At 38.0% G+C, this 15,920-nt stretch carries 13 protein-coding genes; all 13 read left to right on the top strand.

The window, feature by feature from the left end:
- Window positions 1–232 precede the first annotated feature (232 nt).
- The 13 genes from pnp to H0173_RS01585 all read left to right on the top strand — a co-directional run bounded on the left by pnp (window position 233) and on the right by H0173_RS01585 (window position 15,854).
- Entirely contained in the window at window positions 233–2,353 is a 2,121-nt protein-coding gene (gene pnp / locus H0173_RS01645; RefSeq protein ID WP_221844172.1) for a polyribonucleotide nucleotidyltransferase, read from the top strand.
- Window positions 2,354–2,498: 145 nt separating this feature from the next.
- Window positions 2,499–3,485, top strand: coding sequence for a polysaccharide deacetylase family protein (locus tag H0173_RS01640; RefSeq protein WP_221844171.1), 987 nt, complete (start codon window positions 2,499–2,501; stop codon window positions 3,483–3,485).
- 36 nt (window positions 3,486–3,521) lie between these two features.
- Entirely contained in the window at window positions 3,522–4,757 is a 1,236-nt protein-coding gene (locus H0173_RS01635) for a M16 family metallopeptidase (RefSeq protein WP_221844170.1), read from the top strand.
- 109 nt (window positions 4,758–4,866) lie between these two features.
- Window positions 4,867–5,118 (top strand): YlmC/YmxH family sporulation protein, encoded by a 252-nt coding sequence (locus tag H0173_RS01630; protein ID WP_221844169.1) that lies wholly within the window; start codon window positions 4,867–4,869, stop codon window positions 5,116–5,118.
- A 262-nt stretch (window positions 5,119–5,380) separates the two neighbouring features.
- Window positions 5,381–6,280, top strand: a complete 900-nt coding sequence (dpaA, locus tag H0173_RS01625; RefSeq protein WP_221844168.1) for a dipicolinic acid synthetase subunit A — start codon at window positions 5,381–5,383, stop codon at window positions 6,278–6,280.
- Window position 6,281: 1 nt separating this feature from the next.
- A complete protein-coding gene (gene dpaB / locus H0173_RS01620) occupies window positions 6,282–6,881 on the top strand; it encodes a dipicolinate synthase subunit B (protein ID WP_221844167.1) in 600 nt (199 codons plus the stop codon).
- A 141-nt stretch (window positions 6,882–7,022) separates the two neighbouring features.
- Window positions 7,023–8,072: an aspartate-semialdehyde dehydrogenase gene (asd, locus tag H0173_RS01615; protein WP_221844166.1), complete on the top strand. Its 1,050-nt coding sequence runs from the start codon at window positions 7,023–7,025 to the stop codon at window positions 8,070–8,072.
- A 107-nt stretch (window positions 8,073–8,179) separates the two neighbouring features.
- Window positions 8,180–9,442, top strand: coding sequence for an aspartate kinase (dapG, locus tag H0173_RS01610; protein ID WP_221844165.1), 1,263 nt, complete (start codon window positions 8,180–8,182; stop codon window positions 9,440–9,442).
- A 2-nt stretch (window positions 9,443–9,444) separates the two neighbouring features.
- Window positions 9,445–10,311, top strand: coding sequence for a 4-hydroxy-tetrahydrodipicolinate synthase (gene dapA / locus H0173_RS01605; RefSeq protein WP_221844164.1), 867 nt, complete (start codon window positions 9,445–9,447; stop codon window positions 10,309–10,311).
- Between the two features lie 280 nt (window positions 10,312–10,591).
- A complete protein-coding gene (locus tag H0173_RS01600; RefSeq protein ID WP_221844163.1) occupies window positions 10,592–12,259 on the top strand; it encodes a ribonuclease J in 1,668 nt (555 codons plus the stop codon).
- A 135-nt stretch (window positions 12,260–12,394) separates the two neighbouring features.
- Window positions 12,395–13,138, top strand: coding sequence for a ClpP family protease (locus H0173_RS01595; protein WP_221844162.1), 744 nt, complete (start codon window positions 12,395–12,397; stop codon window positions 13,136–13,138).
- Window positions 13,135–13,347, top strand: coding sequence for a YlzJ-like family protein (locus H0173_RS01590; protein ID WP_221844161.1), 213 nt, complete (start codon window positions 13,135–13,137; stop codon window positions 13,345–13,347). Before H0173_RS01595 ends, H0173_RS01590 begins: the two co-directional genes overlap by 4 nt.
- Before the next feature lie 170 nt (window positions 13,348–13,517).
- Window positions 13,518–15,854, top strand: a complete 2,337-nt coding sequence (locus H0173_RS01585) for a DNA translocase FtsK (RefSeq protein WP_221844160.1) — start codon at window positions 13,518–13,520, stop codon at window positions 15,852–15,854.
- Window positions 15,855–15,920 lie beyond the last annotated feature (66 nt).

The raw sequence follows: 15,920 nt of genomic DNA, 5'->3' as shown, positions 1-15,920 counted from the left end.
GAGCCGATGGCACTCGAAGCTAGACAATGAGAAGCGGGAATTTTCCCGCTTTTTTATTAGCCTAAATAGAACACATGTTTACATACATAAAACACCGATTTTAACATGCAATAAAAATGTACATACTATACATACGCATAATTCATACTTTATGAGCATTTAGTTTTAGGTTTAGGGTTCCAAAACATTCACTAAACCTCCATTGTGAAAAGGTAGAGAGGGGTTACAAAATATGGGACAAGATAAACATATTTATTCTATAGACTGGGCTGGCCGGAAATTAACAGTTGAAATTGGCCAGCTGGCAAAACAGGCTAATGGAGCAGTTCTAGTCCGTTATGGAGATACTGCTGTACTTAGTACGGCTACAGCATCAAAGGAACCAAAGAATTTAGATTTCTTTCCTTTGACTGTTAATTATGAAGAGAGACTATACGCTGTTGGAAAAATACCTGGGGGATTTATTAAAAGAGAAGGCCGTCCGAGTGAAAAAGCTATATTAGCGAGCCGATTAATTGATAGACCGATTCGCCCATTATTTGCTGATGGATTTCGTAATGAAGTACAAGTAGTCAGTATGGTAATGAGTGTTGACCAGGATTGTTCATCAGAAATGGCTGCTATGTTTGGATCTTCCTTAGCATTAAGTGTGTCAGATATCCCGTTTGATGGACCGATTGCTGGAGTAAGTGTTGGCCGCATTGATGGTGAATTCATTATTAATCCAACAGTTGAACAGGCGGAAAAAAGTGATATTCATCTAGTAGTAGCTGGTACAAAAGATGCAATCAATATGGTTGAAGCAGGTGCACTTGAGGTACCTGAGGAAATAATGCTAGAAGCAATTATGTTCGGCCACGAAGAAATTAAGCGTTTAATTGCTTTCCAAGAAGAAATTGTTGCAGAAATTGGCAAGGAGAAACTTGAAATAGTTCTATTTGAACTTGATCAGGAGTTAGAAACTGAAGTCCGTGCTCTTTGTGAACAAGAAATGATTGCAGCTATTCAGGTTCAGGAAAAACATGCACGTGAAGATGCAATTAAAGCAGTGAAAAATACTGTCTTAGCAAAATTTGAAGAAAAAGAAGCAGCTGATGATGATCTTAAACAAGTGAAACAAATTCTAGATAAGATCGTAAAAGGTGAAGTGCGTAGACTTATTACAGAAGAAAAAATACGTCCTGATGGCCGCGGATTGGATATTATTCGCCCTTTATCTTCTGAAATTGGCATTCTTCCTAGAACTCATGGTTCTGGACTATTCACGCGTGGACAAACTCAAGCACTAAGTGTATGTACTCTAGGAGCTTTAGGGGATGTTCAAATTCTTGATGGACTAGGTATTGAGGAAGAAAAACGCTTTATGCACCATTATAACTTCCCTAATTTCAGTGTTGGGGAAACAGGGCCAATGAGAGGACCTGGCCGCCGTGAAATTGGTCATGGTGCATTAGGTGAGCGTGCATTAGAGCCAGTTATTCCATCAGAAAAGGATTTCCCATACACAGTTCGTTTAGTATCTGAAGTATTGGAATCAAATGGTTCTACTTCCCAAGCTAGTATTTGTGCAAGTACACTTGCTATGATGGATGCAGGTGTGCCGATTAAAGCACCTGTTGCTGGAATCGCCATGGGATTAATTAAGTCAGGTGAACACTACTCCATTCTTACAGATATTCAAGGTATGGAAGACCATTTAGGGGATATGGACTTTAAAGTGGCTGGTACTGCCAACGGTGTTACAGCACTTCAAATGGATATCAAAATTGAAGGCTTATCACGTGAGATATTAGAAGAAGCACTTCAGCAGGCTAAAAAAGGTCGTATGCAAATTCTAGAATCAATGCTAAGCACAATTGCTCAACCAAGAACAGAACTATCTAAATATGCTCCAAAGATCTTAACATTGCATATTAATCCTGATAAGATTCGAGATGTTATTGGGCCAAGCGGTAAGCAAATTAATAAAATCATTGAAGAGACTGGCGTTAAAATTGACATCGAGCAAGATGGAACAGTATTTATCTCCTCTACTGATGAAGAAATGAATCAAAAAGCGAAGAAGATTATCGAGGATATCGTTCGAGAAGTGGAAGTCGGACAAATGTATCTTGGTAAAGTTAAACGAATTGAAAAATTCGGTGCTTTTGTTGAAATATTTAACGGAAAAGATGGGCTTGTTCACATTTCAGAACTTGCTGAAGAACGTGTTGGCAAAGTTGAAGATGTTGTCTCTATTGGAGATGAGTTGTTAGTAAAGGTAACTGAAATCGATAAACAAGGCCGTGTTAATTTATCACGCAAAGCTGTACTGCGTGAACAGCGCGAGCAGAAAGAGCAAGCACAGCAATAATTGAACTTTAGGAAAGAGTCAGGGGGAATCCCTCCTGACTCTTTCCATATACATATAAAGCAGAAAAATATCTGCCTATGCATGACGTAAGCTCGTTCTACCTTGTCCTTCCAAAACATATGGTTTATGGAAGGAGGCATAGAGAATGAAAAGAATGATACATTTTAGCATTATTTTTATTGCTGCGATTTTATTTGTTAATAATCCACTAACTAGTGAATATGTGCTAGGATTAAAAGCTGGTTCAATAATCGCTTCCAAACAAAAGGATCCTTTATATAATGAAATTGTATCTAGGTCTGCTCAATACTATATTCCACCGCAAGACGCGAAAATAGACCGTGTATGGAAAGCTATTCCTGGTTTGAATGGAATAAAGGTTGATATTGATGCCTCATATAAAAAGATGAAAGCAGATGGGGAATTTAAAGAAGAAAAGCTTGTCTTCCAGCAGGTCCTGCCAAAGTTGCAGTTAAATGATTTACCGCCATCACCTATTTATAAAGGCCATCCTGAAAAACCGATGGTAAGCTTCATCATAAATGTGGCCTGGGGTAATGAGTACATAACGGATATCCTAGCAACATTAAAAAAGCATAATGTATCGGCAAGCTTTTTTTTAGAAGGCAGATGGGCTCAAAATAATCCTGAACTAGCCAAGATGATTGAAGCTGCTGGGCATGAAATCGGCAATCATTCATATTCTCACCCAGATATGGCAAAAATATCATCGAGTACGATTAGAGAAGAAATTCAAAAAGCCAATGAAGTCATTAAAGCTCTCACTGATCAACCTGTTGTTTGGTTTGGTCCGCCAAGCGGTAGTTTTCGTGATGAAACAGTGCAAATAGCAGCACAGGAAAATTTAAAGACAGTCTTGTGGACAGTTGATACTGTTGATTGGAAAAAGCCGACTCCAGAGCAATTGCTTAAACGTGTCCTAGGAAAGGTTCATAATGGAGCAATGATATTAATGCACCCGACTGATGCAACAGCAAAATCACTTGATCGGCTAATTATCCAGCTTCAACAACAGAATTTGCAGATTGGTACCGTAAGTGAATTATTAAACTCTGACAGGCCAATGGCTAATCATAATTTTAAAAATGGGAATAATATTGAAAATAACTAAAAGCGCATCTGTGTTATAGGAACAGGAGGAATTTCTTTGATAAAGAAATATACATGCCAAAATGGAGTAAGAGTCGTATTAGAAAATATTCCAACCGTTCGTTCCGTAGCAATTGGAGTTTGGATTGGAACAGGATCAAGAGATGAAAACTTGAAGAATAATGGAATCTCTCACTTTTTAGAGCATATGTTTTTTAAAGGGACAAAAACTAGATCAGCTCGTGAAATTGCAGAATCATTTGACAGTATTGGCGGACAGGTAAATGCCTTTACTTCGAAGGAATATACTTGCTATTATGCAAAGGTTTTAGATACTCATGCTGATTTTGCATTAGAAGTACTAGCGGATATGTTCTTTAACTCAACATTTGTCGAAGAAGAACTAAATAAAGAGAAAAATGTAGTGTATGAAGAAATTAAAATGTATGAGGATACCCCAGACGATATTGTACATGATCTGCTTAGCAAAGGAATCTATGAGAATCACCCTCTTGGCTATCCAATTTTAGGTACAGAGGAAACACTGGCTACCTTTAATGGCGATAAATTGAGAGAATATGTTCACGATATGTATACACCTGAAAAAGTAGTTATTTCTATAGCAGGTAATATTTCAGATGCCTTTATAAACGAAGTTGAAAAATACTTCGGATCCTATGAAGGCGGCAGACAGGAAAAAGTGGAACAAAAGCCTGAATTTCATTCAAATAGAATTGTCCGAAAAAAGGATACAGAACAAGCACATTTATGTATCGGATTTGAAGGGCTTCAAGTTGGCCATACTGATATGTATGATTTAATCGTTCTGAATAATATACTTGGCGGCAGTATGAGCAGCCGGCTATTCCAGGACGTTAGAGAGCAAAAAGGGCTTGCATATTCTGTGTTCTCTTACCACTCCGCTTATCAAGATGCAGGAATTGTAACTCTTTATGGAGGAACAGGTGCAAAGCAATTAGATGTATTGTTTGAAACAATGCAAGAAACGTTAATTAAGTTGAAACAAGAAGGAATTACTGAGAAGGAACTTAATAATAGTAAAGAACAGTTGAAAGGCAGCCTCATGCTTAGTTTAGAAAGCACAAATAGCCGGATGAGCAGAAATGGAAAAAATGAGCTGTTGCTAAAACGTCATCGATCTTTAGATGAAATTCTTGAACAAATTGATTCCGTTACTAAACAAGGTGTAGATGAAATGGCGAGTTCTGTATTTACCGACAAGTATTCTATTGCATTAATTAGCCCTGATGGAGAATTACCAAAAGGCTTATAATCTCTTTTACAGTCTGTTTATAAAACAGGCTGTTTTTTTGTAGAAATAGAGCAATAACTAGTAATAAACCTTGATCAAAACGATAAATTGTAAAGAAGGAGGGGGAAAAATGAGACTAAGTGAATTAAGTGGAAAAGAAATCGTTGATGTTAAAAAAGCTGAACGTTTAGGTGTTCTTGGGCAAACAGATCTGGAAATCAATGAAAAAAGTGGACAAATACAAGCATTGGTTATTCCATCATTAAAATGGTTCGGACTTAAAAGACAAGGTGATGAAATTCGAGTTCCTTGGAGTCATATAAAAAAAATAGGTACCGATATGATCATTTTAGATATGCCTGATGAAGAAGAAACAGATTAATATGGGTTTAGATAGCGTATAGATTGGCAATGCCAGTCTATTTTTTTTGGAAAAAAATTTTTTAAGATACATTGATTTAATTATAATTAGGCTAAAACCCAGTGCCCACTTACCTTCTACCCCCAAAAAATCCCCTCAGACCTTTTATATCATACCATTTCTTTGCATGGAAAACTCACCGATTTAGACTTTCGTACATAGGATGTGGCAGTAGTTAATTAAAACAATACCTGTACACTCATTAGAAGAAGGTGAGGGTTTCATGCTAACAGATATACAAATTGCTGTTATTGGCGGAGATGCTAGGCAGCTTGAAATTATTCGCAAACTAACTGAGCTGGATGCCAAGCTTTCGTTAATCGGATTTGAACAATTAGACCATGCTTTTACTGGAGCTGTCAAAGAGAAAATTGAAGAAGTCGATTTTTCAAATAAAGATGTTGTTATATTACCTGTTCCAGGAACTGCCTTGGATGGTCAAATTGAAACAATATTTTCTAATGAAAAGGTGTTTTTGCGCAAAGAAATGCTTTTGGAAACACCAGCACACTGCACAATTTATTCAGGCATAAGCAACTCTTATTTAGACAGCATTACAAAACAGGCAAATAGACGTTTAGTAAATTTATTTGAACGGGATGATGTCGCTATTTACAATTCTATTCCAACAGTAGAAGGAACTATTATGATGGCCATTCAACATACAGATATTACGATTCATGGCTCGAACATTACGGTGCTCGGTCTTGGAAGAGTTGGGATGAGTGTCGCAAGAGTGTTCTCAGCACTTGGAGCGAAGGTTAAGGTAGGTGCGAGGAAAAGCGAACATATCGCAAGAATTACAGAAATGGGTCTTACACCATTCCATTTAAATGATTTAGAGAATGAAGTGAAGGATACTGATATTTGTATCAATACGATTCCTCATTTAGTTGTAACTGCCTCGGTCATTGCAAAAATGCCTGTTCATACTCTTATTATTGATCTAGCTTCCAAGCCAGGTGGAACAGATTTCAGGTATGCAGAAAAGAGAGGCGTGAAGGCACTGCTCGCACCCGGACTTCCTGGAATCGTTGCTCCGAAAACAGCCGGAAAAATATTAGCAAAGGTTCTTTCACAGCTAATTAAAGAAGATAGTACAAGGCGAAAGGGGAATATTTAATATGAGTTTAAATGGAAAACGTATCGGTTTTGGTCTTACAGGATCTCATTGCACATACGATGCGGTGTTCCCGGAAATTGAGAAGCTTGTTAACGCAGGAGCCGAAGTTTTGCCGGTCGTCACATTCACTGTAAAGAGCACAGATACAAGATTTGGCAAGGGGGAGGATTGGGTACAGAGAATTGAAGATCTCACAGGCAATAAAGTGATCGATTCAATTGTAAAAGCAGAGCCGCTTGGTCCGAAAATTCCTCTAGATTGTATGGTTATCGCTCCGTTAACCGGAAATTCAATGAGCAAATTTGCCAATGCCATGACAGATTCCCCAGTTTTAATGGCAGCGAAAGCAACATTGCGTAATCAAAAGCCAGTTGTGCTTGGAATTTCTACAAATGATGCTCTTGGATTAAATGGTGTCAATCTTATGAGACTAATGGCAACAAAAAATATTTACTTTATTCCTTTTGGGCAAGATGATCCAGTGAAGAAGCCAAATTCAATGGTTGCTAGAATGACAGCTTTAACGGAAACAATTGAGTCTGCTATGAATGGGAGACAATATCAGCCTGTGCTTGTTGAAAGATATAAAGATGAAAACTAGCCCCTGTAATGATTTCTAGCAAAAAGTTTATTACTTTAAAGAATGAATATGTTAAAATGTATTTTATTATAAGAAAATTCATTATGTTTCTTTATTAATCTTTTTGCTAGAAAGTATTTTTTTTTGAGAGGGGAAAAACAAATGGAACAGAAAAAAGGATTTCATGTAGCAGTATTAGGAGCAACAGGGGCAGTAGGTCAGCAAATGATCGAAACACTTGAGAAGAAGGACTTTCCGATTGCAAAGCTAACATTGCTTTCATCTGCTCGCTCTGCTGGTACAAAGGTTCAATTTAAAGGAGCAGAGCTAACTGTTCAGGAAGCAACACCAGATAGCTTTACAGGTGTTGATATTGCTCTATTCAGTGCTGGAGGCAGTGTTTCAAAGGAAATGGCGGATCATGCTGTATCTCATGGTGCAGTTGTTGTTGACAATACGAGTGCTTTCCGTATGGATGAGGGAGTTCCGCTTGTTGTACCCGAAGTAAATGAAGAAGATCTTCATAACCATAAAGGTATTATTGCAAACCCAAACTGCTCAACAATTCAGATGGTTGTTGCACTGGAACCAATCCGTCAAAAATTTGGTTTAAGTAAAGTGATAGTTTCTACTTATCAAGCAGTTTCGGGCTCAGGTGCTGCAGCTGTAGAAGAACTTCATGAACAAACAAAATCCATACTAAATGGAGAATCTTTTGAACCTGCAATTCTTCCTGTAAAAGGTGATAAAAAGCATTATCAAATTGCATTTAATGCGATACCGCAAATTGATAAATTTACAGATAATGGGTTTACGTTCGAAGAAATGAAAATGATTAATGAAACAAAGAAAATCATGCACTTGCCAGAACTGCAAGTTGCGGCTACATGTGTACGTTTACCTGTTGCAACAGGTCACTCAGAGTCTGTCTATTTTGAAGTGAATGAAGATGGTGTAAGTCCTGAGGAAATCAAAGCGCTTCTGAAAGATGCACCAGGTGTTGTTCTGCAGGATGACCCAGAAAATCAAATTTATCCAATGCCAGCCCATTGCGTAGGCAAAAACGATGTATTTGTTGGCCGTATCCGCAAAGATCTGGATCAACCTAAAGGCTTTCATATGTGGGTTGTATCTGACAATCTATTAAAAGGTGCTGCCTGGAACTCTGTCCAAATCGCAGAAAGCTTAATTAAATTAGGTTTAGTGAAATAATAAAGAATCCTTCATTAAAGATAGGAGCTAGAAATGATTCTAGCTCCAACTATATGTAATCTTACGCAAAGCTCACTACAAAGAAAGAGTTTTATAGAGGTGTAACAATGAAAATAATTGTTCAGAAATTTGGAGGAACATCAGTACGTAATGCAAAAAGCAGAGCATATGCATTAAAACACATTAAAAAAGCTCGATCAGAGGGTTTTAAAATCGTTGTGGTCGTATCAGCAATGGGCCGAATGGGTGATCCTTATGCGACTGATACACTGCTCTCTCTCGTAGAAACAAATAAATCCCGAATTAATAAAAGAGAAACAGATTTACTATTATCTTGTGGTGAAGTGATCTCTAGTATAGTTTTTACCAATATGCTTTTGGAGCATGGAATGAAAGCTACAGCCTTAACTGGTGCCCAAGCAGGCTTTCGAACAAATAATGAGCATACAAATGCTAAGATCATCGACATGAAATGTGAACGACTGCTAAAGGAGCTGGAAGATAATGATGTAGTTGTAGTCGCTGGATTTCAGGGTGCAGCCAAGAATTGGGATGTAACAACGATTGGCAGAGGCGGTAGCGATACATCTGCAGCCGCACTGGGAGCAGCCCTTAATGCAGAATGGATTGAGATATTTACCGATGTAGAAGGTATAATGACAGCTGACCCTAACATTGCTGAAAATGCACGTCCTCTAACTATAGTAACATACACTGAAGTCTGTAATATGGCTTATCAAGGAGCAAAAGTCATACACCCTCGTGCAGTTGAAATTGCCATGCAGGCAAAGATCCCCATTCGAATTCGTTCTACTTATTCCGAAAGTTTAGGTACCCTCGTTACAACATTAAATAAAGAAAGGCAAGGAATTGACTTTAAAGAAAGAATTGTTACAGGAATTGCCCATCTCTCCAATATTACACAAATCAAAGTAAAGGCTAAGAAGGATCAATATAATTTGCAGGCTGAGGTTTTTAAAGCTATGGCTAATGAAGGGATTAGCGTTGATTTTATAAACATTTACCCCAATGGTGTAAATTATACAGTTTCAGAAGAAATGACAGAAAAAGCGATATCCATACTAGAACAATTAGGTCATACTCCAGAAGTTGAGAAGGATTGTGCAAAAGTATCAGTTGTAGGAGCGGGAATGCAAGGTGTGCCAGGTGTTGCTTCTAAAATTGTAACAGCCTTATCAGAGCAGGAAATTAGAATTTTACAATCTGCAGATAGTCACACGACAATTTGGATACTCGTTAAACAGGAAGATTTAACAAAAGCAGTAAACGCACTGCATGACGCATTTCAACTGGAAAAGGATTATTCAGTAATTGAACAAAAGGATATTTGGAAGATTAAAGGAGTGTAGTCATGATTGGATTAGGCAGGGTTTCGACAGCTATGATTACTCCCTTTGACAAGAAGGGACATATAAATTTTCCGAAAACAACTCAGCTAATAAATTATTTAATCAATAATGGTACAGATTCACTCATTATTGCAGGAACAACAGGGGAATCGCCAACCTTATCAAAGGAAGAAAAGATTGCTTTATTTCAACATGCAGTACAGGTTGCAGATAAACGTGTCCCCATCATTGCTGGAACAGGCAGCAATGACACATATGCAACGATAGAATTAACAAAGCGGGCAGAGCAAGCAGGTGCAGATGGAATTATGGTTGTAGCACCATATTATAATAAGCCTAATCAGGAAGGTTTTTATCAGCATTTTAAAGCGGTTGCTGAAAATACTGACCTCCCAGTAATGGTCTATAATGTTCCGGGAAGATCAGCCGCGAATATCGAACCGGAAACAATTATTCGCCTCTCAAAAATTCCTAATATATTTGCTGTTAAGGAAGCGAGCGGTAACCTGAATGCAATGGCCAAAATTATTTCTGAAACGGATAAAGATTTTCTAGTTTACAGTGGGGATGACGGCTTGACCATCCCTGTATTGGCCATCGGCGGAGATGGAGTCGTATCTGTTGCGTCCCATATTATTGGGAATGAAATGCAAACAATGATACGGGCATTTATGACGGGAGAGACAGAAAAAGCGGCGCAGCTACATCGAGATCTTCTTCCTATTATGGAGGGCCTCTTTGCTGCACCTAGCCCTGTGCCTGTTAAAACAGCTCTGCAGCTAAAAGGGCTAGATGTCGGATCCGTAAGATTGCCGCTAGTGCCCTTAACTGAACAGGAAAGAAGCAAATTAAATGCTTTAATAAATTAATCCCATAACTTTGCCAATTAGCGCCAGTGCTAATTGGCTTTTTAATTCCTTACTAACACCCCTTCCGCTTTTCTTTGTCCAGCTTCAGTGGCCATCGGCTCGAGGTCATAAGTCAAAGCCTCACAAAAGGAAAAAACACCTTTTGTAAGACTTTGACTTATGCTTGTCGCCGATAAACAGGCCCCTTCCGCTTTTCTTCTTGTCATGGTTTTCTTCTTTCAAGTATAATATTGGTAACTGATCTAAGGTCGGGCCAACATAAAGTAGGAGGAAATTAACATTGAACAATAGAAAGAACGAGAGCATCAAGATAACGGCACTAGGGGGAGTTGGCGAATTTGGAAAAAATATGTACCTGGTTGAAGTGGACGGGGACATATTCGTTTTAGATTCTGGACTTATGATACCGGAAAATGAAATGTTCGGAATTGATATCGTTATCCCTGATTTCACATATTTAATTCATAATAAAGAAAGGGTAAAAGGAATCTTTTTGACACACGGTCATGAAGATCATATCGGAGCCCTTTCTTATATTTTAAGAGAGATAAATGTTCCGGTTTATGGTACGAAATTGACTCTAGCATTAGCAAAAGCGAAATTAAAGGAACAGGAATACAAAGGCCAGTTTAATTTTATTGAAATTCATTCGAATAATAAGATTGAATTTCCATCTGCGGACGTTTCATTTTTTCATACGACCCATAGCATTCCGGATAGTGTAGGAATTTGCATACATACATCTGAGGGAAGCATTGTGTATACAGGGGACTTTAAATTTGATCAAGCAGCGTCTTCTTTATATAAGCCTGAAATAGGTAAAATGGCAAAAATTGGTGAAGAAGGTGTCCTTTGCTTGCTTTCAGATAGTACGGAGGCAGAAAAACCTGGTTATACCCAATCAGAAGCTCAAGTAGTCAGTCAAGTGACTGATGCGTTTCACAATGCTCCAGGGCGAATCATTGCTGCCTCCTTTGCTTCAGATTTAATTAGAATCCAACATGTTTTTGATGCTGCCTATCAAAGTGGAAGAAAGGTTGCAGTCGCAGGGAAGTTTTCACAAACAGCGTTTGATATTGCGCTAAAGCTGGGCTATTTACATGCACAGGATGAATTAATCATTCCAATGTCTCAAATTACCGAGTATCCAGATGATGAGGTCGTTATATTGGCAACAGGTTCTCAAGGAGAGCCAATTGAAGTTCTGCAAAAAATGGCAAAGCAAATGCATAAGCAAATTAATATTAAGCAAGGAGACACGGTCATGCTTACAGCTTCCCCACTTAGAGGAAGTGAAGTCTTTATTTTTAAAACTGTGGACATGCTTTATCGTGCAGGGGCTAATGTTATTACAGGGAAAGGTGCATTTAAAACATCTAGCCATGGCAGTCAGGAAGAGCTTAAATTTATGATAAATTTAATGAAACCTAAATTTTTCATACCAGTTCATGGCGAATACCGTATGCTCAAAGCACATGCGAAGGTAGCTTTAGAATGCGGATTAATGCAAGAACAAATCTTTATTCCTGAAAAAGGGGAAATAGCAGAAATAAAAGAGGGGCGTATTCGTCCGGCTGGCAGAATACTGTCAGGAAATATTCTAATCGATGGCAGCGGAATTGGGGATGTCGGTAATATTGTTTTAAGAGACCGTAAGCTGTTATCACAAGATGGAATATTACTTGTCGTTGTAACTTTAAATAAGAAGGAAAAGGTTATTTCTGCAGGTCCTGAAATTATTTCCAGAGGGTTCGTCTATGTGAGAGAATCTGAACAACTATTAGTTGAGGCAACTAAAAAGGTCCGTGAGGTAGTTGAAAAAAGTATTTCAAAGGAAACCTTTGATTGGTCTGGCATTAAGCAGGATATGCGAGATGTGTTAAATCAATATTTATATGAAAAAACAAAACGCAGACCAATGATTCTGCCTATTATTATGGAAGTTTAGTTTCAAAAGCACAGCTGAGCTGTGCTTTTTCTATTGCAAAAAAGTTGTACCGAATGAAAATATCTCCAAAGACCATACTAAACCCATATGGCTTTTATGGTTTTTAAAAATTGTCTTGAAGGGAGATTATAGAAAATGAATAATGATTTTAGACAAAGCGGCTCTGAAAATGAGGAGCAGCCGAAGGAAGAACAATCTTCAGGTCTAATTGAGAAAATACAGCAACTTGGACAAACGAATGTCCCACAGCTTTCTCAAGACTCTAAAATTCACTGTTTAACCATTGTTGGCCAAATTGAGGGGCATCTTCAGCTGCCGCCACAAAATAAAACAACAAAATATGAACACCTTATACCCCAAATTGTAGCAATTGAGCAAAACCCAAAAATCGAAGGACTTTTAGTTATTTTAAATACGGTTGGAGGAGATGTTGAAGCAGGTCTTGCCATATCGGAAATGCTTGCTTCGTTATCAAAGCCAACTGTTTCAATTGTGCTAGGAGGGGGACATTCCATTGGAGTACCAATTGCAGTTTCATGTGACTATTCATTTATTGCAGAAACAGCTACTATGACCATTCATCCAATTAGATTAACGGGATTAGTGATTGGTGTTCCCCAAACATTCGAATACTTAGACAAGATGCAAGAGAGAGTCATTAATTTTGTTACGAAGAATTCAAATATTACAGAAGAATATTTCAAAGAATTAATGTTTGCAAAAGGGAATTTAACGAGAGACATCGGTACGAACGTAGTTGGAAAAGATGCGGTAGAATGCGGTCTTATCGATAGTGTTGGAGGGATTGGTCCTGCATTGCAAAAGTTAAATGAATTAATTGATCTAAATAAAAAGAAGAATGAAGGGATTGTCCAATGATCCTTTACACAATGATGCCGCAAGAACTAGTTTACCAAACAAATGAAAGTGATTACGCTAAACAAAAACTAGTCTCTTTTCAAGGAATTCCAGTATTAGTAAATATGGATGATAGTCAAACATGTACAGTAATTCGTATTATGAGCAGTGATCCAGCACATTACCTTCATGAATCATGTTTTCCGGGGGCAAAAATAACTTTATCATAACAGGGTATTAAGGCAATGTGTTATAATAGAATAAACTTCAGGGGCAGCCAAATTATGGCTGCTTTCTTCTTTACAATACATAAATTTATAGCTTTTACATACTTAACAATGCATGGTTTATTAAATTGATGTTGATGATGGAAATATGAAGAATTATACAGGTGATCTCAATGGCTAAAAAAAAGCGAAGAAAGACTAAGAAAAAAGAGAATATAAAAAAAACGATACAATATGAATTAATTGCACTTGCAATTATTGCTTTTGCAGCAATAGGAATGGCCAAGCTAGGAGCAGTTGGGAAAGCGGCAGTTTTTTTCTTTCGATTCTTTATGGGTGAGTGGTATATGGTTAGCCTTATAGGGCTAATCGTCTTTGCTGTTTATTTAATGTGGAAGAGGGAGATACCTTTTTTTCTACATCCAAAATTGGTAGGGATATATTTAATAATTTGTTCTCTTCTTTTATTAAGTCACGTTACCCTATTTCAGCTTCTGTCCAATGGTGGAAAGTTTCAAGACCCTAGTGTTATCGCAAATACTTGGGAATTATTTTGGATGGAAGTGAATGGAGAAACGAGTACAACTGATTTAGGTGGAGGAATGATCGGGGCTGTCCTTTTTGCCTTATTTTACTATTTGTTCGATGAACCCGGTACAAAAATAATCTCATTTGTTTTGATTATCGTAGGATTTATCTTAATAACTGGCAAAACCTTTGGCGAAGCAATAGGAAAATTGCTAGGTGGAATGGGGAGTTTCTCAAAAAAACAATGGGGAGCTTTTAAAGACGATTTATCAGATTGGAAGGAAAATAAGCAAGAAAGAAAAAATACAAGAAGAGCCCAATTAGAGGATGAGAATAAAAAGGCCAAGAAAGAAAAAAGCCCGGAGCCTGTCATTAAAATTAATAGTTCAAGTGAACAAATTGAAGAGCCGCAGCCTGAACCAATAATTTCAAGCTTTGTTGAAAGGGCTAATTATGAACAAAACAGACAGGAAACTGTACAAGAAGTGAAGGGTGACAATAGTGTACAAGATTCTGATTCTGGTCCTCCGATCACATTTACTGAAGTAGAAAACATGGATTATGAGCTTCCGCCAATTAACTTATTAAAGCTTCCTCGTCAAACGGACCAAAGCGGTGAATATGAATTAATACATGCAAATGCTGCTAAACTTGAGAGAACCTTCCAGAGCTTTGGAGTAAAGGCAAGAGTAACGCAAGTACATCTTGGTCCAGCCGTTACGAAATATGAGGTTCATCCGGATGTTGGGGTAAAGGTAAGTAAGATTGTTAGCTTACATGATGATTTAGCTTTAGCGCTTGCCGCTAAGGATATTAGAATCGAAGCCCCAATTCCAGGTAAATCTGCGATTGGGATCGAGGTTCCTAATTCAGAGGTAGCAATGGTTTCGCTTAGAGAAGTAATTGAGGCTAAGCAATATGAAAAGCCTGACGCAAAGCTATTAATTGGTCTTGGACGTGATATAACTGGAGAATCAGTCCTTGCAGAATTAAACAAAATGCCTCACTTATTAGTTGCTGGAGCAACGGGCAGTGGAAAAAGTGTGTGTATTAATGGAATCATAACAAGTATTTTAATGCGTGCAAAACCACATGAAGTTAAGCTAATGATGATAGATCCTAAGATGGTTGAGTTAAATGTTTATAATGGTGTGCCGCATTTATTAGCACCGGTTGTAACGGATGCCAAAAAAGCTTCGCAGGCTTTGAAAAAAGTCGTGAATGAAATGGAAAGACGCTATGAATTATTTTCCCATACCGGAACAAGAAATATTGAAGGATATAATGAACATGTCCGAAAGCATAATGCAGAAGAAGAAGCACAGCAGCCACTGCTACCTTATATTGTGGTCATTGTGGACGAGCTTGCAGATTTAATGATGGTTGCCTCTTCAGATGTGGAAGATGCGATTACAAGACTTGCACAGATGGCACGTGCCGCAGGGATTCATTTAATTATCGCTACACAACGTCCTTCTGTTGATGTTATTACTGGTGTAATTAAAGCAAATATCCCTTCAAGAATTGCTTTTGCTGTCTCTTCGGCAACAGATTCAAGGACTATTCTCGATATGGGCGGTGCAGAGAAATTGCTTGGAAGAGGAGATATGCTTTTCCTGCCGGTAGGTGCATCTAAACCTGTTAGGATACAAGGAGCCTTTTTATCTGACGAGGAAGTAGAGGAAGTTGTAAATTTTGTTATTGAACAGCAGAAAGCTCAATATCAAGAAGAAATGATCCCCGATGATATTCCGGAAACAACTAGAGAAGTGGATGATGATCTTTATGACGAAGCGGTTGAGCTTATTCTGGAAATGCAAACTGCATCTGTTTCCATGCTGCAGCGCAGATTTAGAATCGGTTATACTAGAGCAGCCCGGCTAATAGACGAAATGGAAGCGAGAGGTATTGTTGGGCCATATGAAGGAAGTAAGCCAAGAGCTGTATTGGTTGGAAAGCCTTCCGAAGAAGCTACATCCTAGAGAATTAAAGGAAAGACCCGTTTTTATTAAAAACGGGTCTTTTCCACTAGGAAAATTGAGAGGATA

This window comes from Bacillus sp. S/N-304-OC-R1 (assembly GCF_019749375.1).
Taxonomy (GTDB): Bacteria; Bacillota; Bacilli; order Bacillales; family Cytobacillaceae; genus Cytobacillus.
Note: the sequence above shows the minus strand (reverse complement) of the source record. Positions and strands in the feature narration are given on the sequence as shown.